The sequence below is a fragment of the Paeniglutamicibacter sp. Y32M11 genome, from assembly GCF_019285735.1.
In the GTDB taxonomy this organism is placed as follows: domain Bacteria; phylum Actinomycetota; class Actinomycetes; order Actinomycetales; family Micrococcaceae; genus Paeniglutamicibacter.
In genome coordinates this window covers 527,826-548,337 of record NZ_CP079107.1, presented here as the reverse complement: position 1 = coordinate 548,337, position 20,512 = coordinate 527,826, and the positions used below count along the sequence as shown (strand labels likewise).

Below are 20,512 nucleotides of genomic sequence, written 5' to 3'. Positions count from 1 at the left end.
TCTGCCCCAACTGTAATTATTCTAACGTGCCCCAGCACCGCGGTAATTGCCCATCAAGAGAGTTTTCGATCCACAATGTATGACATGGACCCCCACGAAATGCCGCTTTTTGACCTTCCACCGGATACCTCGGCCACGGATCCGTACCCCTTTGCCAGTGGACTTGGCGCAGCGGTTGCGAGTGGGCATATGGCAGCCGACTGGGCAGAAGCGCTGGCACCCGTGGAGGGTGAACTCATCGCGCTGGCCGGGGAGCTACAAACACGACTGGCCGGTGGTGAGCAGGTCCTTCCAGCACCGGGAAACATTCTGCGGGCCTTTGTTCGACCGTTGGCCGAGGCTCGGGTGCTGATCGTGGGCCAGGATCCCTATCCGACGCCTGGGCATTCAATGGGGCTGAGCTTTGCCACGCTCCCAGCACTCCGCCCGATCCCGCGCAGCCTCAAGAACATCTATACCGAGTTGCACGATGACACGGGGGTGCCGGTGCCGGTGCACGGCGACCTTTCGGCCTGGGCACAGCAAGGAGTGGTGCTGTTGAACCGGGTATTAACCGTGGCCGCGGGCACCGCAGGTTCGCACCGGAAGCTGGGCTGGGAAGCCATCACCGACACCGCAATGGCCGCCCTTGCTGCCCGCGGTGGCCCACTGGTGGCAATCCTGTGGGGCAATGATGCCCAGTCTTTGGCCCCGACCTTGAAAGGGATCCCGATGATCGAATCGGCGCACCCCTCTCCCCTCTCGGCACGCCGCGGATTCTTCGGCTCCAAGCCCTTTAGTCGGGCCAATACCCTGCTCGTCGCCCAGGGTGCAGCGCCGATCGACTGGAGCATTCCAGTGATCCCGCCGAGGTACTAGCGGCGTCGGATGTAGCGGCGCTGAGCCAGCGCTTCGGCACCGATCAGTGGCCGAGCAAGCGTATCGCCGAAGATGACGCCACCGGCGATCGCCATCATGATGGTGAAGGCGGTGAACATATCCACCATGGCACCGGACATGTCAGCAACGTCGAAGACGATCCCATACATGGAACGGAAGATCATCAATCCGGGCAAGAGGAACACAATGGCGGGAGCGGCGAGCACCAGCTGAGGGGCATTCATCTTGTAGGCAACCCAGCGTCCAGCCAGTCCGATGAATGTCGCGGCCACCGCGGGCGCGGCACGATCTCCCACACCGAGCGCTTCAATGCCCAGCAGGATCAGATAGCCCAGCAGCGCAATGGCACCGGTGGGCAGCAGCAACTTGGTATCCGATTGCTCGGTGATGGCTCCCATGATGACGGCAACAACTACGAGGGCCGCCAATATCCAACCCGGGTAAACGATCTTGTCGATAACCCGAACATCAAGTTGTGGGGCCCCGAGCAACGCCCCTCCCACCAACGCCGTCATAATGCCGGTCAAGATCGAGGCGTAACTCAACGCCGCGGAGAAGAAACGTCCGGCCGCAGTGACGGGGAACCCATTGATGGCGTCTTGCAGCGCCGAAACGAAGCGCGCCGAGGGCAACAGCAGCAAAATGCCGCCGGCAACCACCAGTGCCGGGTCAATGGGTGCATTCAACGCATGGAAGAGCACCGCGACGGCGGTGATAAAGAAACTAGCGGTGGCAATAGAGAAGAACTCCGGCACGCGCCACCGCGCGGAATACTTGATGATCTGACCCACGACCAATGACGAGAGAAATGCTAGGGCAGCACCCGGTACCGATCCACCGATGAAGAGCACAAAAAGCGCGGCAAAGGTGCCGGAGGCACCACCAACTATCCATCGCGGGAAAGGCTTCGGTCGTCGAGAAATTTCTCGGAGCCGGTCAACAGACTGCTGACGGGTCACGCCTCCGGAGACAATATCGGAGACCAGACGGTGCACATGAGCTAGGCCGGCGAAGTTGTTGGTCCAGGAACGCACCACGCGCAACATGGAGTACGACTCTCCCTCGGGCGGAGCGAAGTTCAGATGGATGGACTGGTTAGTGATGTCCACGTCCGTGTGGCTGAGCCCGAGTGCCGCGGTCACCGCGATGACGCTGGTCTCCACTTCGAGAGCACCTGCTCCGTATCGGAACATCGTCTCGGCCAGGTCCAAGGCAAAATTAAGGGTCTTGCGCGCCGACGCGTCCTGGGCGTTAATCTTGGGGTTGGCATAGGGCGTGCCCTTGAGCCGCTCAACAATGTTCAATGCTTGGGTGGGAGGCGTATCGGATGACAGGAAACGCGCAATCATCCGGCGTGCGGCGGGGTTTGCTCTTGGCGGCAAGGCGATGGCACCGGTGGCGCTGACGCCGACCTGTCCGGTCTTGGCATTGATCGCAACCTGAGCCGCGGAGGTCGGCTGCGGCGTATTGCTACCCCGGGGCGGCTTCCGCTTGAGCGGAGAGGTGTTCGCCAGCTGCACCGGCGATGACGGCGCCTGAGGTACCTTAGGTGCGGTGCTCGCGTGGGCAGCAGCCGCCTTTAAGGCCTCAGCAATATTGACCATTTCCCGCGTCTGCACTCGGCGCATACTCGAAACCTGCGGATGAGGATCCTCGCCCGAGGGCTCCGGTGTGGTGTTGTCCGGGCCCGTACCTGAAGACACGCTTTCTCCTGTCATTTGCGCTTCCTGAGACCACCATACCGCCGCATGATCTGCCTTCGGTTCGATGCCCCGAACGCCTGCTCTTCCCGGAGGTCTACGGGAAGCTAAACGAAGCCCGGGAATAACCGGGGAATCCCCGCCGTTGGAGTCATGTGAATGCAAACGCATATAAAATTTGTAGGGAGAGACACAGGAAATTATGAGCGAGCCCACCACTAAATCTCAACAAATCGAGATCGGCGTCGAAACATTCGGCGACGTCACCCACGACGCAAATGGACAGCCACTCCACCCGGCCCAGGTATTGCGCAACGTCGTCGCCGAAGCCAAAGCCGCCGAAGCCGCAGGGCTCGACTTCTTTGCAGTCGGCGAACACCACCGTGACGACTACGCGATCTCAGCTCCCGAGGTCGTCCTGGGCGCCATCGCCGCGGTCACCGAGACGATCCGGCTTGGCACAGCAGTAACGGTCCTCAGTTCGGATGATCCGGTCCGTGTATATGAGCGCTTCGCTACCGTGGACGGACTGTCCAACGGTCGCGCCGAAGCCATTCTGGGTCGCGGCTCCTTCGTGGAGTCCTTTCCGCTCTTCGGCTACGAACTGTCCGACTATGAACTGCTCTTCGAAGAAAAGCTGGCCCTCTTTGCCAAACTTCGTAAGGGCGAACCTGTCAGCTGGTCCGGTCAAACACGATCTGCACTGCGCAACCAAGCCGTTTACCCGCCGATCGAAAACGGCAAACTTGACGCATGGGTCGGTGTGGGAGGCAGCCCAGAGTCGGTAGTACGCGCGGCAAGGCACGGGCTGCCCCTGTTCCTAGCCATCATCGGCGGAGCACCCATGGCCTTTGAACCGCTAACGCGGCTCTACAAGCGCTCACTGGAGGAATTTGGTCACGAGCCCCAGCGTATCGGCGCGCACTTCCATGGGCTCGTCGCCGACACCGACCAGCAGGCGCTGGACCTCCTGTGGCCGCACTACAAAGTCACCATGGACCGATTGGGTGCCGAGCGCGGATGGCCACCAGCGAGCCGCATGCGCTTTGAGGCCTCGGCCGGACCCGATGGGTCACTGCTAGCAGGAAGCCCCGAAACTGTGGCCCGCAAAATGGCGAAGTTCGCCACCGGGCTCGACCTCTCGCGGATCGATATCAAGTACTCGGCTGGTTCCTTGCCCCACGAAACCATGCTGCGCAGCATCGAGCTTCTGGGCACCAAGGTCAAACCGCTGGTCCAAGAATTGATTGACGCCAAATAGGCCCTCTTCGGGGCTACCGACCCCGGGACGACAAAAGAGCCCCAGAAAAATCTGGGGCTCTTTTGTCGTTGGTGGTTCTTAGCAGACTCGAACTGCTGACCTCTCGCGTGTGAGGCGAGCGCTCTAACCAACTGAGCTAAAGAACCGATTTGTCGCTCCCGAAGGAGTACCTAGCAAGATTAGCCGAGCATCACTTCACACACCAAATCGATGGTTAGCTTTCTTGCTCGCGCGTGAAGAACTGCCGGCGCGATTCGCGCTCGGTCCGAAGATTTGTTCGGTGCCATCGCGGTCACGAAACAAGCCAGTGAATTCTTGGCAAAATCAGAGAATCTCAGGGATCACGACTCGGGCCTCAGCCCGCGTAGTTCCGCGAAATTTGGGGCAATTTTCATAGTCAATTTGCGAGCGAAATTTGAGGAGCCAAACGAGGGCGCATCGGCCGTGTTTACAACATGGCATTCGTCGGGTAATAATTTCCTTGTCGATTTCCTCGACGCCCAAACTGGGCCCTACAAGGAAGCTGCCGGGAACCACCGGTCAGCGGTCCCCTACCGGCCAAAGAACCGGCCCGGCGTAATTCCGGGAACCACTTCTTTTGTTCGCTCTCTTTTACATTTAGAGGACCGCTCCCAGTGCTTCCAAACATTGAGTACTCCCTGTCTTACGCCGCGCCCACGGGCATCGAACGCGAGGCCCTCTCCGCGCTTGCGCTGAACCCCGATGCCCGCTGGCACGAACGCATGGACCATGCCCAGTTTGTGGTCACAGCGATGCACGAAGGCACCCGCGTGGGCCTGGGAATCGTGCACACCTCGGTGACGGCACCGTCCGAGGTGCCGCGACCCATGGAGCTCGGTGGCATGTTTGTCCACCCCGCCTACCGCCGGCTGGGCATCCGCCAGTACATGGCCGAGACTCGCCTGACCTATGCACTGTCGATGGGTGGCACGCCGATCACGGTGATCGATAACCGCAACGCCGCCTCTTGGAGCTACTACGAGCGTTCGGCCCGGTGGGCCATCGAACGCGAGTACACCGGGTACTTCACTTCAATGCCCATGACCATCTGGGTGTCCACGGAATCCTCGTGGTACCGCACCGGCATGGGCCTCGCCCCGCTGGTGCCGGCGCAGCCGAACACCGTGCTGCCCCAACAGCCGAACCACGTTCGGCCGCTGGCCCTGGGACCAGACCAGGACAGCTCGGTGACAGCTTAAGAAACAAAGCCCGTTGTGCCCGCCGCGAGGGATGGGCACAACGGGCTCTACGGCAGTCCTCGAGCCTCAGCTTTTAAAGACTCGGACGCATGTCGCCAGAATCGATATAGCGCTGGTGCCACGACAGGGCCTCGCCCAGCAGGTGCGGCGTGTGCTTCCCGTAGCTACTGACCTTGGCGCGGTCGAAGTAGTCCTGCAGCATCGGGCGGTACTCGGGAGCCGAGCACTTGTCGATGACTACCTGTGCGCGCTGCTTGGGTGAGAGACCACGCAAATCCGCTAGGCCCTGTTCGGTAATCAGGATCATGGTGTCGTGTTCGGTGTGGTCCACGTGGCTGGCCATCGGCACGATCCCGGAGATCTTGCCTCCCTTGGCAACCGACGGGGACATGAAGACCGAGAGGTAGCCGTTGCGGGCGAAATCGCCCGACCCGCCGATGCCATTCATGACGTGTGATCCCACCACGTTGGTGGAGTTCACGTTGCCGTAGATATCTGCCTCGATCATGCCGTTCAGGGCGATGCACCCTAACCGGCGGACAAGCTCAGGATGGTTGGAGATTTCCTGGGTGCGCAGCAGGATGTGTTCGCGGTAGAAGTCAACGTGGGCGTTGAACTCGTCGATGCCCGCGGCCGAAAGGGAGAACGAGGTTGCGGAGGCAAACTCGAGGGTTCCGTCCTTCAGCAGTGACAGCATGCCATCTTGGATCACCTCGGTGTAGGCCTGCAGGCCCTTGTATCCGCCGCGGGCAAGACCCGCGAGCACAGCATTGGCAATGTTTCCCACGCCAGACTGCAAGGGTAGGAGTTTGTCGGTCAAACGGCCGGCGCGAATCTCGTGATCTAGGAAGTCCAAGAGGTGGTCGGCAATCTGCGTGCTGGTCTCATCAACCGGGGCAAAGGGGCTCAGCCGGTCCGGCGCATGCGTTTCGACAATACCGATGATCTTGGCGGGGTCCACGCGCAGGTAGGGCTCGCCGATGCGCTGGTCGACGGTGGTCAGCTCGATGGGCTTGCGGTGTGGGGGAAGGGCCGTGCCGTAGTAGACATCATGCATGCCCTCCATCGCGGCGGACTGCTCGGTATTGACCTCGAGGATGACCTTGTCGGCCATCTCCAACCAGGTCTTGTTGTTTCCGACGGAGGAGGATGGGATCAGCTGGCCGTCCTCGGTGACACCAACGATTTCGATGATGGCCAGGTCGATGTTTCCGTAGAAACCGAACCAGGCATGCTGTGCCACGTGGGAGAGATGAATATCCATGTATTCCATCTCGCCGTCATTGATGCGGCGTCGCAGCTCCGGGTCGGACATGTAGGGCAGGCGCAGATTCATACCGCCGGCTTTGGCTAGCACACCATCAAGCTCCGGTGCGGTGGAGGCGCCGGTGAGCACGTTGATTTTGAAGGGGTTGCCGGAGGCCTGCTCCTTCTCCATCAGGGCGGCGAGTGCGCCGGGGACGGCCTTCGGGTAGCCGGCGCCGGTGAAGCCACTCATCGCTACCGTCATACCTGGCTTGATCAAGGCCGCGGCCTGTTCGGCCGACATTCGGAGGTCGAGAAACTGGGAGTATTTGATCCGATCGTGCACGGCTGCCCTTCCTAGAGATTTGCGACACGAATTGCTTAGGGTGTCATCCGCGCCACTGTAGTCCCTGATCGCATCACATTTTCACCATTTGGTGGCTTCAGCCTGAAGAACCGCCCGAGGGTTCGCTAAAGAGCCCCGCATTTGCGGTGACCGGCAGGGAACTTACCGCCAGTAAGATGCATACTCGATGCGTCAGAGTGCTGCGTTGAACAGGACATCGCGGCGTCTGGCGCTACCGGCAATGGGTGAATCGAGCCTGCCACGACTCGCGAGCAGGTGCGCTGGAGCTCTGTTGGCGGAGGTGGATCCCGCCTGTGCGGGCCCAAGTTCGTCGTTCCTGTAACTATCAACGTGACCATGGTGTCTCGCACCTTGGCCGCAGACTCGGTAGTCGTTTGGCTGATAGGAACCGGTCAGCATGCTCGGTTCGTTCGGGGAACGGAAACCGTCGACTCATTTGTTGTGGTGGTTTTACCCGGCAGCGGACCGTTTTAATGACATCGATTCTCGGCTACCAACTGTCCGTACAGAGCGTTCGTTCAGGGCCTTCGAGCTGGAATCAAAATTGGAGTGTGACCATGTGGTCACACTCCAATTTCTACTGCACATCGGCTAGGGCCGTTCAATTCCCCAGCCAACTACATTTTTATGCGGCCTGTTCGGCGCTTGGTTCATTCTGATCGCGATGGGTCTTGCGGTAACGCATGACCATGGAAGCCGATAAGGCGCTGAGTAGCGCGATCATCGTGAAGGCCGCAATAACCAACGTTTCTGGACTTGATGTCATTTTGATCCGTCCTTTCCTGACAGTGCGGTGAGTGGACAGGTTTCCCCTGACCTTCACCGCCGGAAGCGCCAGATTCGCCGTTCATAGGCGACCGACACTGAGCGCATTCCGTTTGGTGCTGAAGCTGCATCTGCCGCGATCCCTTCACGGAAGGGATCGTCGTGGTTGTGGACAGCCCTCGAGGAAACCCTCGAGATGAATGACCCGGTGCCTGCAAGGAATTCTGGCACGTCATTCCCGATCGAGCGGCAACTCCGAGGGAAGTGGCGTCAAGGCCGTCAGCGCTGCATCGGGCCCTGGCATTAACTTCCCGGCTGGGCTATCCGTTCCATCCAAGAAATCGAGGTCACGTCGAAGCGAATCGACAGTCCCATACTTCTAGAATTCCTTGGGTGGGTCTACAATTGTCGCACGTTTGTACTAAATAAGCAAATGTTAGATATTCTTGGAAAACCAGCTGCTCTGTACACACCCGAGCGCACTCTCCATTCCCATTCGCCGTGGGCCGTCTCAACACTCCAGCGGCAGCACCGTAGCGGGTCAAGCTAAAAACGCGGGTCGTCACCTTCCCATTCATCGACGTCGAGCCCAGACGCGAGTGAGCGATGCCAGCACCTCGGGAGGTACCCGGATCAAATTCCCTGCTTGGTCTCGTCCGTGATGCAGAATCATCAGCGGTCTTCTCCCGGCAAGCGCCTTAGTGACCATCCCGTGGCCTTCAGGCGTGATGGCCAGTGCGAGCTACTTCAGCACATGGTGGTGGTGGTTGCGGAGGTACGGTGCCATGGGCATCCTTGAGGGCAAAAAATTACGTGCGACGCGTGGGTTCCGTGGCGTGCCCGGCATGACTGGAACCCTGGCTAAGTGAGCTCATGGAAGTCACGGTACGCCCCAGCGAAGGCAACATGTATCGGCGCCAACACCTGTTTTTGTGTCTCGGCAATGTGCGAATCCACCGGCTTGCCTCAGCAATCGGGTAGTAGGATTCGGTTCATGGCCGCCATCATCTTCGTTGCCGTGCTTTCCCTGTTGCTGCTCTTCCAACTTGCCCTGGCTCTCGGTGCCCCGTGGGGCAGGTTCGCTTGGGGCGGGCAACACCCCGGTGTACTGCCCCAAGGTCATCGAATCGCTTCAGCGTTCTCAATCTTGTTGTACGGGTTCATGGCCATAGTTGTCTTGAACAGGGCAGGGTTTCTGGTTGTACTTTCGGATTCCTTCTCCCGGGTGGGAATCTGGGTAGTCTTCACGATCTTTGCCCTCGGTGTGGTGCTGAACGCGATATCCAGGTCCAAACCGGAACGCTATGTCATGGCACCGATGGCACTTGTTCTCGCTGCCCTTGCCCTTGTCACTGCGCTTTCACCCGCCGCGGAGCGGTTGTTCTCCGGCATGGTGCTGGATAACGGAAGCGGACCGGTGTTCTGTACGACCGTCATGGAGTCTTACTCACCGCAATGCGGCCGGGGTTCTCCTTCGGTACACGGTTGGGATTGGAACGACGTTGCCCATGAGCAGTCCCAAGCAACACGGTGGAGTGAATATAGCTTCACCGCTGTGCACGAGGACCACACGATCATTGTGGTGGACGCGGCAGTTCCGTTGCGATGACCAAATCAAGAAAGGGAGTTCGGCACTGAAGGCAGGCAAGGGCGTGAGACACCTAAACGTCGTGGCTACTTCGGTCTTGCTGCTGACTAGCTGTACTGGGTCCACGAGCGTCGCCGAGCGGGTTACCCGAGCATGGGCAAGACCATCGCACTGGCGACTTTCGGCGGCTCTTCCGCTCCCGCTGTGGTGAGCAACAAGGGGATGATTGGAGCCGATGCCTCAAGCTGCGGATAGATTCCTCCGACGGATCCGGCCGTGCACCGCGGACCCTACTACGACCACACGAATTGATGCTGCCAATCTCGGTGATGCAGCGTCCAGTTAGCCTCACGTTGAGCTACCCAGAAGGCGGCGCCAGCCCACCACTGGTTCTGGACTCAACCGGATTCCTAGGCCCTCGCCCACTTTCGGATTAAACACCAGATCCCTCCCGGGAACGGACCGAAAGGGATCTGGTGTTGGTTCTGACCGTTTCCCGTGAAACGGGAGCGTGCCAGAAGGACGACTAGCCGTTGCGCTTACGCGCCACAGCTTCCGCATCAGGGTACGCGGCCTGCGTACCCTTCTTGGTGGCGGCCAATGCGGCACCCACGGAGGCGAAGGAAGCAGCTTCCGCCAACGAATCCCCCGCGGCCAAGCGCGCTGCCAAGCCCCCGGTGAAGGCGTCGCCGGCTCCGGTGGTGTCTACGGCGTCCACACGCGTGGGGGTGATGCGGACAATGCGCTCACCAGCGCTGGCGTTCGAATCGAGCACCACCGAGCCTTGAGCACCGAGGGTCACCACTGCACTTGGCAGACCGCGAGCCACCAGGTGACCCAGCACCGGCTCCCAATCGGCGATCGGCGCTTCGGGTGCCGGAATGGGAGCCCCGTCAAGGAATTGTGAGGCCTCATGCGCGTTGACCAAGAGCACGTCGCAGGCAGCAGCCAGCGAGGCGGCGATCGGAGCATAGGGCGAAAGATTCAGCAGCACTCGGGCCCCGGCGTCACGGCCGGCTCTGGCCGCCGCTTCAACGGTTGCTTGTGCAACTTCCAAACACAGGCAGAGCACCGCAGCGCCATCAAAGACCGCATGGGCCGCGTCAACGTCCCCTGGTGCCAGAGTCCCGTTGGCGCCAGCGGAGATGACGATGCTGTTCTCTCCCTGGGCGTCCACGGTGACCACCGCGACGCCCGTTTCAACGTTCTCCGCCCGACGCACGTGGGAAACGTCCACGTTTGCCGCGGAACACGACTCGAGCAGCATGGTGCCGTTGGCGTCCTGCCCCACGGCCCCGATCAGTGAAACGTTGGCACCGAGCTTGCCGGCGGCCACGGCCTGGTTGGCGCTCTTGCCTCCTGGGTTCACCGTGAAGCCCTCGCCGTGCAAGGTCTCTCCCGGCTCCGGTAGACGCTGGGTATAGATGGTCAGATCGGCATTCAGCGAACCGAGCACCACAATGCGCGAGGACCCTTGGGAGGGGGTTTGGTTCGGCATGTTATTTCACCTCTGCATCAACGGGCTTGGGGATCAACAGCGAGGCGGCGAAGGCGGCCACGGTGATGATCAGACCCACCACCACCACGGTCGTATAGGAGCCGCGCTCCCCCATGGAAGCAGTTCCCACCAGCACCGCCGGCAGGACCAGGAAGCTCAGTCCGGCACCGAGGTTGAAGGCACCGGCGTTCATGCCCGGCAGGAAGCCGGGGTTGCCCTTGGGCGAGAGCACCACGCCCAAACCGTTCAGCATGATGTTGGCGGTACCCGCATACATGATGCCCAGCAGCGCGGTGCCGGCGACCATCATGGGCAGCGAGTCGAGACCGAAGAACACAATGATCAGCAGGGACACAATCGAGCCGATCATGCCGATGCGCAGTACCTTGTTATATCCCCAGACCGGGGCCAAACGTCCACTGATCGGGCCGAAGACCCAACCCAGTAGCGCATACGGCGTGAGGATCAGCAGTGCCGTCTCGGTGGGTCCAACGCCGAAGCCGGGGGCTGCGGCCTGAACGTAGGCCGGGACAATGCCATTGATGACGGCAAAGATGCCGGTCATGGTCAGTACCGTGGTCAACAGTGGTGCCCAGGTGGCGCGCTGACGCAGATGCTCCACCTGAACCATGGGTTCGGCCACGCGTTTCTCGGTGGCCCAGAAGCCATAAAAGGCGGCTGCGCCGATGCCAAGGAGCACCACGGAAATGATGAGCGTTCGCACATCCATGCCGCCGACCAGCTTGGCTGCCTCATTGAGGGCGGTCAGCAGTGCGCCGACGGCCACCACGATGAAGAAGACGCCCTTCCAGTCCATGGTGGTGCCGGCCTGAGGCTTGGACTCACGGGTGAACGCAGCGACACATGCCGCCGCGATCACTGCTAGTACCACCATGACCCAGAAGATCGAGCGGAAGCCGTGGTTTTCGGCCAGGTAGCCACCCAGGAAGGAGTCGATGCCGGCAACTCCACCGTTAACGGCAAGGATCAGGCCCATCAGCGAGCCATAGCGGCGATTGTTCGTGACGGTGCTGCGGAGCATCAGCAGGGCAAGGGGGACCGTGGGGCCGGAAACACCCTGAATGATACGCCCGGCGAAGAGCCACCCAATGTTGGGGGCCAGTGCTGCCACCACTGAGCCAACGGCCGTCAGCAGCATCATGAAGATCAGGATTTTCTTGCGGCCCACCACGTCGGAGAGACGGGGCAGGAAGAGGGAGAACAGTGCTGCGGTGGTGAAGAACCAGGTCTGCGACAGGCCAATGGAACCCTGATCGGTCTTCAGTTCCTCGCCCATGGTGACCAGCGCGGGGCTGAGCATCGAGGCGTTAAGTTGGAAGGCAATGCAGGCGGTGAGCAGCGCAACCGTCAGCGCGACGACTCCGCCGCGGGTTCCTGCGCTTGGTTGCGTAGTGGTACTCACAGGGCCGCGACCTCAACGTCGCCAATGCGTACCAGCGCGTCGGTGACCAGGTCCCAGAAGCGCTGGTGATCAAGGTCCACGGCCACCGACGTGTGGCAGTCTGCGGGGGCCGGGGCGCGGAAGTCCGCGACCGTCATGCCCAGGGTGAGGGTTCCGGTGAGTTCGATGTTCACCGGGACCTTACGGGTTGAGACAATGCTCGGGTCAATCACATAGGCCACGGCGCAGGGGTCGTGGACCGGGGGGAAGTCGAAGCCCTGGGCGTCCTTGTAGGTTGCCTGGAAGAAGTCCATTAGTTCACGCACGAACTTGGCCGGGCCGGTGCCGATGGCCTCGATTTTTGCGACGACCTCGTCGGTGGCAAGTGCCTGGTGGGTCAGATCCAGTCCAACCATGACTACCGGCCACTTCTCGTTGAACACGATGTGAGCAGCCTCGGGGTCAATGATGATGTTGAATTCGGCCACGGCGCTCCAGTTGCCTACGTGATATCCGCCGCCCATCAGGACAACTTCCTTCACGCGTTCAACGATGCGCGGTTCCTTGCGGGCGGCCATGGCGATGTTGGTCAACCCGCCGGTGGGGACCAGGGTGATGGTGCCCGGCTCGTGGGCCATGACGGTGTCAATGATCAGGTCAACGGCGTGGCGAGGATCCAGCGTGATGGTGGATTCGGGTTGCGCGGGTCCGTCCATGCCGGATTCGCCGTGAATGTCGGGAGCGTTTTCGATGGTGCGCACCAGCGGGCGGGCGCAACCGGCAGCAAAGGGAACACCGGTGATGCCGGCGATGGTGCCCACGGAGAGCGCGTTCTTGGTGACCTTTTCCAGCGTTTGGTTGCCAACTACCGTGGTCACGGCCAGCAATTCGATCGCCGGGCTGCCGTGCGCCAACAGAATGGCTACCGCGTCATCGTGTCCGGGATCGCAGTCAAGAATGATCTTTCGCGGCTCGGTCGAGGCGATGGGTGCGCCCATGGTTTTCTCCACATCTTCGGGGATAAATGTCCATGGCGCGAAGCCACAAACAGGACAAGCTATTTCATCCGAATTCTGGCACCATTTTGATCGTCCGTCAAACGCTTAACTCATGGTTCCACGAACACCCTAGTCAAGCGTTTGACGCGGTACGGGTCGGGGATCGGCGGGCTGGACTAAGATTGAAGCCATGCATCCGTCCGAAAAGCCGCGCGCCAGCACACCGATCCGGCGTCGGGTGACCGCCGCTATGGTGGCCGAACGCGCAGGAGTTTCCACCGCAACGGTCTCACTGGTGGCCAACGGCAAGGCTAGCGGACGGGTGTCGGCCAGCAATGAAATTTTGGTCCGCGAGGCCATTCGTGAACTCGGCTACGTGGTGGACAGCATCGGTTCCTCCCTCGCCCGAGGCGTGAGCAATACCGTGATCATGGTGGCTCCGGATATCTCCAACCCATTTTTTGCCATGGTCATCGCCGGGGTCCGCGCAGCATTGGGCTCCGAATACCAATTACTGCTTTCGGTCACCGACGCCGGCCAGCTGCCCAGCGCAGAAAACACCCGTCGCCTCCTGGGACTACGTCCTGCCGGACTATTGGTGGATGCGCCAGACCCGACCTTCCTTCAAGAGCTGTCGGCTCCCGGTCCGATGGTGTTGCTTGATGCCCCGGGCTTCGGCTCCGATGTTCCGGCCGTGAACCTCGATGTCGCACAGGGCGCACGGGCCATTGCCGCGCATCTCTCAGCCACCGGCCACACCACCGTTGCCTATATGGACGGCAACACCGGAACCACCACCTTTGACGTTCGCCGCGAGGCATTTTTGACTGCCGCCGAGGAACTGGGCGTGAGCGTGCCGCCGGAGGCACAAATCGCCACCACCATCAACGTTGGTCTGGCGGCAAACGCCTTTGCCGCGGCATGGCCGGCGTGGAAAAAAGCCGGAGTCACCGCCGTGGCCTGCGCCACCGACACCCACGCCTACGGAATACTCCAGGAAGCACGAGCCGCAGGAATCTTGATTCCCGGGGAACTGGCTGTGACGGGCTTTGACGACCTGCCCTATTCGATGACCAGTTCCCCCGGTCTGACCAGTGTGCACCTACCCGGCGAATTGCTGGGCCGCCGAGCCGCCGAGCAGCTGCTGAGCCTCATCGCCGGCGAAGAGCTCGAGCAACAGCCCATCACGCTGGAGAGCTCACTGATGGTGCGTGGCTCTACACTCGAGCCCTAGCCTCGGCTTTCGTTTCTGCTGGGTTCTACTACCTCACGGTCAACAACCATGGTTCGGGCAGCCAGATCATGAGGCCCGCGGCCCGTGATGAGGACCAAAAGCAGATATACCAACGCGGTGAGACTGACTGCGTTCAACCCCACGAAGATCCGGGCAGGGGGCGTGGCGTCATACCCACGTTGGTAGTACACATACATCATCTGCCAGATGAAAAAGTGCGCACTTTCCCAGGGCAGCAACTTCACGACGGTCCTGAGCAAGATATCCATCCGGCCCGGCGGCTCGCCGTTCACGGACCTCACCTGAAGTCCCATCCTCCGCTTGCCCCACGTTGCATGGTGCGCACCGGACTCGGTCTTGTAGAGGTAAATGCCGACCACCAACGTGAGCAGAAGAAAATACACCAGCTGGCTCCCGAGCGGGCCAATGGTTCCCAAGGTATCGGGAAGTTCCCCACGGATCAGAAAAATGACGGTTGAGATCACGCCGAGCACCATCATCCACGACAGGATGACGAGGTAGTCCAGCCCGAGCGCGGCAAGGCGTCGCTTCCGTTCGCGCATGCGCCCAGCCTACGTGCGGCACCTCGCCGTGCATACATATTCCAGGAGCCACTTGCCTCCTGCACGATCCTCAAGAATTTTGGGGCCCTCACCGATGTTCAGCGGTGTTCCACTGACGCCCCTGACAGATTCACGCGTTAACGACGCAGCCTCCAGCAAGCTTCTTCAGTGGCCCTACCTGCAGTCATGCCAATTCGGAACTTCCCGAGCGGGCGTGCATGACCAACCTAAGCAGACAAAGACCATTGGATGCGGCTCCCCCATTCCGATAAAAGCGTCGGATATCGATTGAAGGGAACAAAACTCAAGTTTTGCTGCTTAACAAAGCTCGGCAGCACTTACACGATTTTTGGAGAACACAATGGAACACGAAGGCAAAGCACTAGCTGCCGATGAAACCGACGCACACCAGCATCGGAAACCGGGTGTCGCCTCGGTGCACGTTCGAGCCATCCTCACGTGGTGCGCGATTTTCCCCCTGGTAGCCATCGGCATGACCCTTTTGGGCCTCTTCGCCGAGCACTGGCATCCAATTCTGCGCGCTTTCGTGCTCACCGCGGTGGTTGTCCCGACGGCCGTCTACGTGGTTGTACCGCGGTTCTTGATATGGCACGGAAAACTAAGTACGGCTGCGCAACGACGCAAATTCAACAAGCAACAGACCGCATAGTTCCGAACCAGCTACCCAACGGTCCACCGGCGAGCGCCGCCCCTCCAGATAGCTCCCGAGAGCAGACTATCGGGCTCATCTAGAGGGGATGGCGACGGTGGTTTCTTAGCCTCCGGGAGCGCTGAGCGATCTCTAGGGAATAAGTTTCTCGGCGCGGTAGCGCTCGAATAGCGAGATGAAAGCATCGTAGGTCCGCCGGTATCCGGTAAACCCTGCGACCCTACTTTTGCCCATATCGGCCACCACTTCGATGTTTCGACCTAGGTCAGCGTCCGTATGCCACCACGAGGCCAACTTATCCAAGCGTGGCTCTGCGAGACCGTGGCGCGAGGCAAGGCCTCGCCACTGATCTTCCCGGTCCGCCATAGCCAGTTCAAGTGGCCGCGGCGCCTGCTGAAAGCCCTCCCACTCCACGTCAAAGTGAGCTGCGAGCTTTGGCCACATCCAACGCCAGCGGAACACATCCCCATTGACGATGTTGAAGGCCTCGTTGGCAGCAGCGGGGGTCGTCGACGCCCAGATCATCTGCTCGGCGAGGAGACCCGAGTCCGTCATATCGGTCAGCCCGTTCCACTGCATCTCCGAACCGGGGAAAACGAAGGATTCGCCGGTTTCCTTGCAAAGCGCCGCCTGCGCAGCAAGCGTGAGGCCCATGTTCATGGCATTGCCCACGGCGTGACCAATGACGGTATGTGCCCGGTGCACCGACCACGAGAAGCCCTGTTCTGCGGCACTCGCGAAGAGCTCGTCTTCCTGTGCGTAGTAAAAGTTTCGAACGGGCAGACGCGGTTCTTCCTCGTGGAACGGCGTATCGGCCATCTCCCCGGCAGCGTAGGCTTCGAACGGACCGAGATAGTGCTTGAGTCCCGTCATCAGTGCCACATGCTCCACGGGTTTGCCCCGCAGTCCGGCCAAGAGCGAGCGCACCATGCCAGCGTTAACGGCAATGTTCTCTTCCTCCGAGTTCTGCCTCGACCATGCGGTGAAGAAAACGTGCGTCGGTCGCTCCGGAGCCAGAGCAGTGGCCACAGACGTGGTGGAGGTCAGATCCGCCGATAGCCAACGCACCCCGTCGCGTTCGGGACCGGGCCTGCGGGAAAGAGCAAGTACCTTCCAACCTACGTTCGTGAGGGTATCTACCAAGGCGGACCCCGCGATGCCCGTGGCACCGACGACGAGCGCTGTTCGTTGGGCTTCTTGGACTGTTTCGTTCTCGCTTGTCATACCTGTGGCAAGCCGCGTTAGCGGTGAGATATTCCCGGTTAGACATACGGTGTTTGACGTTGAAGCCGCCACGTCACCAGGCCAGTGAGGTGTACCCGCCGTGATGCTGGGGTTTGGTTCACCACGAGATATGAGCGACCGCATCCAGACGCAGCAAAGGCCCCGATTCCCTTATTTATCGGGAATCAGGGCCTTGCTCGTGGAGCCTCCTGCCGGATTCGAACCGGCGACCCTCGCTTTACAAGAGCGATGCTCTGGCCAACTGAGCTAAGGAGGCAAACTGCATTGCATCGATCATTCACGACACAAGTGCAGGAACTAGCGTAGCCGACAATCCCTCACAGGATGAAACCGGGACGCCGAAGACACGTGGAGGATGCTTGGCCGCTCGGTCGCGGTGCCCCCATACCCAAGATGGATCGGGGTGCCGCGACCGATCGATCAGCGACGATTGTCCTCAATGCTACTTATTGGCAGCGATCGCAGCGTTCACAACGCCGACGAAGTCGGGCTCGGTGTTTGCATCGTAGTACTTGCCCTGGATAAAGACGCTGGGGGTTCCACCAATAACATCAACACCGGATGCGGCGTGGGTGAACTGAGCAAAGGAGCGGAACGTTCCCTTGTCAATGCAATCAGCAACATCGGCGCCGTTGTCCTTAGCCATCGCCGCCAACTCGCTGTTCTTCATTTCGCCCTCCGGGTAGTGAGCGAAAACTGCCTTGGCGAACGGCAAGTAGGAGGCCGGAGCGGCATCGGCTACGCATGCAAGGGCGTTGGCGCCGCGTGAGGAGTAGTTCGTCGGGGAAGCACCATCAAGAATGGCAATATTGCGGTATTCGACCTGCACGTCGCCGGCAGCCAGCCAGGTGCTGATCTGGTCGGCATACGCGCCCTCAAATTCGGCGCAGTGAACACAGTTCACGTCCACATAGATCAACAGGTTAACCGGTTCGCCCTTGGGAGCAACCTTGGCATCCCGGGGCGTGGGAGCAGTCTGGCTCGCGTCCCTGGTTCCCACGTTATTGATGTCAACACTGAGCCCGGAGGTATCAGCAAGTGTCTTATCGGAGGTGAGCGTGATACCGCCGGCTTCGTTTCCGCCCTTGGGCACCGCGCCAGAATCGGCGACCTTGCCCGAATTGTTCTGCAGCACCAGTGCCACGATCAATCCAACAACGGCAAGCACTGCCACCAGGACACCCAGCTTGATAAACAATGACTTTCGTTTGTCAGCTGCTTCTTGAGCAATACGCATGCTCTGCGCCTGCTCGCGCGCACTCGCTGTCCGTTCGGCCTTGCTCGGCCGCTGGCTATTGGTTGCCATAGGTCAAAACGTCCTTTTAGATTGGTGTGAAACTCCCCCGACCACTCCAGTTTAGGGCACGGAATACGCGTAGCTTAGCGCCTTCATGTCGCCTACATCACCCTCTTGGCCTAAGCTCGAGATAAATCTTGAGCGCAGGAATGGAAGGTCAACATGAACGCCGAACAGCAAAACAATAGCGAAACCGGTAGCGAAGCACCGAGTTACGACTTCATCGTGGTGGCCAATAGGCTTCCCGTCGATCGAGTACAGGGTGAGAATGGCGAGCTCTCGTGGCGCCGAGCCCCCGGCGGCCTGGTGACAGCCATCGCACCGGTCATGCAGGAGTCCGACGGAGCCTGGATCGGCTGGCACGGCGGCGCTGGTGAGGAGCTCGAGCCCTTCGAGAATGAAGGAATCCATCTCATCCCGGTTCCCCTGGACGAAGAAGACCTTGAGCTGTACTACGAGGGCTTTTCCAACTCGACGCTTTGGCCGCTGTACCACGATGTGATCGTGCCTCCAGAATTCCACCGCACCTGGTGGGACAGCTACAAGAAGGTTAATAAGCGTTTCGCCGATGCCACCGCAAAGGTCGCCGCACACGGTGCGACGGTGTGGGTGCAGGACTACCAATTGCAGTTGGTGCCCAAATTCCTGCGTGAAACCCGCCCAGACTTGCGCATTGGGTTCTTCAACCACATTCCGTTCCCCTCCCCCGGCATCTTCTCCCAGCTACCGTGGCGCAAACAGATCCTCGAGGGTCTGGCCGGCGCCGATGTGGTGGGCTTCCAGCGCACCACCGACGCCAGCAACTTCCTGCGCTGCATGCGGCGCTTCACCGACCGAACGGTCAAGGGCTCGATGGCCATCCCACCGGCAGCCACCGAGGCCGGCGAGACCACCAGCAATATCTGCCGCGCCGAGGCGCATCCCATCTCCATCGATACCCAGCAGGTCGCCGAGCTGGCCCACGACCCGGAGATTATTGCTCGAGCCAAGCAAATCCGTCAGGAACTCGGCAACCCCAAGACCGTCCTGCTTGGCGTGGATCGCCTCGATTACACCAAGGGCATTCGCCACCGGCTCAAGGCCTACGGCGAGCTACTGGCCGACGGGGAGATCCAGGTCGGCGAGGCCTGCATGGTTCAGGTAGCCAGTCCCAGCCGCGAAAATGTCGAACGCTACCAGCAGCTCAAGGATCAGGTCGAGCTGATGGTCGGCAACCTCAATGGTGAACACGACACCATGGAACACACGGCCATTCGCTATCTCCACCATTCCTATCCCCTGCGGGAAATGATTGCGCTCTACCTCGCCGCCGACCTCATGCTGGTGACGTCGCTGCGCGACGGGATGAACCTGGTGGCCAAGGAATTTGTCGCCGCCCATACCGATAACACCGGCATGCTGGTACTTTCCGAGTTCACCGGCGCCGCCGACCAGCTCACCCAGTCCGTCTTGGTGAACCCGCACGACATCGACGGCATGAAGTCGGGCATCCTGCGCGCACTGCGCATGGACCCCCAGGAATCGGCCCGCCGTATGCGACGCATGCGACGTCACCTACGCGAACACAACGTCAGCAATTGGTCCAAGGAGTTCCTCATCTCACTGGGTGCGCCGCTACCGGTGGACACACTGGTCTAGGCTGGTGTTAATCTGGCGCGGGTGCCGAGGTACATGAACGTACCTCGGCACCCGCGCATTTTTTCTTCTCGGGGCGCTGGACCGCCCGGCCCTCACAACGGCTCGACTTTATGAGCTCTTCCCCCATTTCCCTGTACGAAAGGACCGGCTGACTAATCATGGGTCCCATCTCTCCCGATCTCGCCGATGCCATCGAATCATTGGCAAATACTCAGATCTTGCTGGTCGCCTTGGATTTTGACGGAACTTTAGCTCCGCTGGTTGACCGTCCCGAAGATGCGCGCCCGTTGCCAGCGGCGGCCGAGGCACTGGCGGAATTGTCCAAACTAGAGAACACCATCACCGCGTTGATCTCCGGACGTGATCTGGCGTCCCTGCGCGCGGTGGGTAATCCGCCGGAGGCCACCTTGTTGGTCGGCAGTCACGGCACCGAGCGCTGGGCTCCGGAGGAGTTCGGCGCCGAAGATGAGAACATCGACCTCAGCGCCGCGCAGGAAAGCGCCCTCGCGCAAGCTACAAGCATCTTGACGGATATCAGTGCCGCACATCCGAAAACCACGCTTGAATACAAGCCAGCGTCGATAGTTCTGCACGTCCGACAGTCGACACCGGCGGTTGCTAGCGCCGCCTTGCGCGCGGCCCACGAGCGGCTCGAGGGCATCAATAACCTTCAGGCACTGGACGGCAAGGCCGTTCTGGAGGCCAGCGTGCTGGCCGGAACCAAGGGTGACGGACTGAATTGGCTGCGCGAGGTGGCAGATGCTTCCACCGTCATCTTCGCCGGTGACGATGTCACCGACGAAGATGCCTTTGCCGCTTTGCGCCCCGGAGATATTGGGGTAAAGATTGGCTCTGGTAAATCGAAGGCACAATTCCGTCTTAATGGGCCAGGAGAATTGCCAGCCCTTTTGGAAATGATCCTAGATATGAGAAGCTTGTGAT

Annotated in this window: 17 protein-coding genes and 2 tRNA genes; 8 read left to right on the top strand and 11 right to left on the bottom strand. The window is 60.5% G+C overall.

What is annotated here, in order from left to right; genetic code table 11:
• Positions 1-84 precede the first annotated feature (84 nt).
• Positions 85-858, top strand: coding sequence for a uracil-DNA glycosylase (locus tag KUF55_RS02455; RefSeq protein ID WP_218817885.1), 774 nt, complete (start codon positions 85-87; stop codon positions 856-858).
• Here the strand turns inward: KUF55_RS02455 and KUF55_RS02450 are convergent.
• Positions 855-2,582 carry a threonine/serine exporter ThrE family protein gene (locus tag KUF55_RS02450; RefSeq protein WP_255557249.1) on the bottom strand — a complete coding sequence of 576 codons (1,728 nt, stop codon included), beginning with the start codon at positions 2,580-2,582 and terminating at the stop codon, positions 855-857. The genes KUF55_RS02455 and KUF55_RS02450 overlap by 4 nt on opposite strands.
• A gap of 199 nt (positions 2,583-2,781) precedes the next feature.
• Here KUF55_RS02450 and KUF55_RS02445 point away from each other — a divergent pair, with 199 nt between their 5' ends.
• Positions 2,782-3,840, top strand: coding sequence for an LLM class flavin-dependent oxidoreductase (locus KUF55_RS02445; protein WP_132362424.1), 1,059 nt, complete (start codon positions 2,782-2,784; stop codon positions 3,838-3,840).
• 69 nt (positions 3,841-3,909) lie between these two features.
• On the opposite strand, the gene KUF55_RS02440 is transcribed toward KUF55_RS02445, so the two are convergent.
• Positions 3,910-3,986, bottom strand: a tRNA-Val gene (locus tag KUF55_RS02440).
• A 489-nt stretch (positions 3,987-4,475) separates the two neighbouring features.
• Here KUF55_RS02440 and KUF55_RS02435 point away from each other — a divergent pair.
• Positions 4,476-5,060, top strand: a complete 585-nt coding sequence (locus KUF55_RS02435) for a GNAT family N-acetyltransferase (protein WP_132362426.1) — start codon at positions 4,476-4,478, stop codon at positions 5,058-5,060.
• A gap of 73 nt (positions 5,061-5,133) precedes the next feature.
• Here the strand turns inward: KUF55_RS02435 and KUF55_RS02430 are convergent, their stop codons facing one another.
• Positions 5,134-6,651, bottom strand: coding sequence for an acetyl-CoA hydrolase/transferase family protein (locus KUF55_RS02430; RefSeq protein WP_132362428.1), 1,518 nt, complete (start codon positions 6,649-6,651; stop codon positions 5,134-5,136).
• Positions 6,652-7,297: 646 nt separating this feature from the next.
• Positions 7,298-7,438, bottom strand: a complete 141-nt coding sequence (locus tag KUF55_RS02425; RefSeq protein WP_218817884.1) for a hypothetical protein — start codon at positions 7,436-7,438, stop codon at positions 7,298-7,300.
• Positions 7,439-8,431: 993 nt separating this feature from the next.
• On the opposite strand from KUF55_RS02425, the gene KUF55_RS02420 reads away from it, so the two are divergent.
• Positions 8,432-9,046, top strand: a complete 615-nt coding sequence (locus KUF55_RS02420) for a hypothetical protein (protein ID WP_218817883.1) — start codon at positions 8,432-8,434, stop codon at positions 9,044-9,046.
• 505 nt (positions 9,047-9,551) lie between these two features.
• Here the strand turns inward: KUF55_RS02420 and KUF55_RS02415 are convergent.
• Genes KUF55_RS02415 through KUF55_RS02405 form a run of 3 tightly spaced genes read right to left on the bottom strand, consistent with a single transcriptional unit; the run spans position 9,552 to position 12,923 of the window.
• Positions 9,552-10,523: a ribokinase gene (locus KUF55_RS02415; protein WP_218817882.1), complete on the bottom strand. Its 972-nt coding sequence runs from the start codon at positions 10,521-10,523 to the stop codon at positions 9,552-9,554.
• 1 nt (position 10,524) lies between these two features.
• Complete coding sequence (locus KUF55_RS02410; protein WP_218817881.1) at positions 10,525-11,946, bottom strand: MFS transporter; 1,422 nt, start codon at positions 11,944-11,946, stop codon at positions 10,525-10,527.
• Positions 11,943-12,923 (bottom strand): nucleoside hydrolase, encoded by a 981-nt coding sequence (locus KUF55_RS02405; RefSeq protein WP_132362434.1) that lies wholly within the window; start codon positions 12,921-12,923, stop codon positions 11,943-11,945. Before KUF55_RS02405 ends, KUF55_RS02410 begins: the two co-directional genes overlap by 4 nt.
• A 190-nt stretch (positions 12,924-13,113) precedes the next feature.
• On the opposite strand from KUF55_RS02405, the gene KUF55_RS02400 reads away from it, so the two are divergent.
• A complete protein-coding gene (locus KUF55_RS02400) occupies positions 13,114-14,157 on the top strand; it encodes a LacI family DNA-binding transcriptional regulator (RefSeq protein ID WP_255557248.1) in 1,044 nt (347 codons plus the stop codon).
• Here KUF55_RS02400 and KUF55_RS02395 read toward each other — a convergent pair.
• The gene (locus KUF55_RS02395) at positions 14,154-14,720 is read right to left on the bottom strand and encodes an RDD family protein (protein WP_218817880.1); all 567 of its coding nucleotides are present in this window, start codon (positions 14,718-14,720) and stop codon (positions 14,154-14,156) included. The genes KUF55_RS02400 and KUF55_RS02395 overlap by 4 nt on opposite strands.
• Positions 14,721-15,081: 361 nt before the next feature.
• Between KUF55_RS02395 and KUF55_RS02390 the strand changes: the two genes are divergently transcribed.
• Entirely contained in the window at positions 15,082-15,390 is a 309-nt protein-coding gene (locus tag KUF55_RS02390) for a hypothetical protein (protein ID WP_218818866.1), read from the top strand.
• A 132-nt stretch (positions 15,391-15,522) separates the two neighbouring features.
• Here KUF55_RS02390 and KUF55_RS02385 read toward each other — a convergent pair whose 3' ends face one another.
• From KUF55_RS02385 to KUF55_RS02375, 3 genes are all read right to left on the bottom strand, one after another.
• Entirely contained in the window at positions 15,523-16,614 is a 1,092-nt protein-coding gene (locus KUF55_RS02385) for an SDR family oxidoreductase (RefSeq protein ID WP_218817879.1), read from the bottom strand.
• Between the two features lie 200 nt (positions 16,615-16,814).
• Positions 16,815-16,891, bottom strand: a tRNA-Thr gene (locus KUF55_RS02380).
• Between the two features lie 186 nt (positions 16,892-17,077).
• On the bottom strand, positions 17,078-17,941 hold the full coding sequence (locus KUF55_RS02375) for a thioredoxin domain-containing protein (RefSeq protein WP_132362442.1): 864 nt from the start codon (positions 17,939-17,941) through the stop codon (positions 17,078-17,080).
• A gap of 153 nt (positions 17,942-18,094) precedes the next feature.
• Here KUF55_RS02375 and KUF55_RS02370 point away from each other — a divergent pair, with 153 nt between their 5' ends.
• Entirely contained in the window at positions 18,095-19,570 is a 1,476-nt protein-coding gene (locus tag KUF55_RS02370) for a trehalose-6-phosphate synthase (protein WP_132362444.1), read from the top strand.
• A gap of 158 nt (positions 19,571-19,728) precedes the next feature.
• Complete coding sequence (gene otsB, locus KUF55_RS02365) at positions 19,729-20,511, top strand: trehalose-phosphatase (protein ID WP_132362446.1); 783 nt, start codon at positions 19,729-19,731, stop codon at positions 20,509-20,511.
• The last annotated feature ends 1 nt before the right edge of the window (position 20,512 follow it).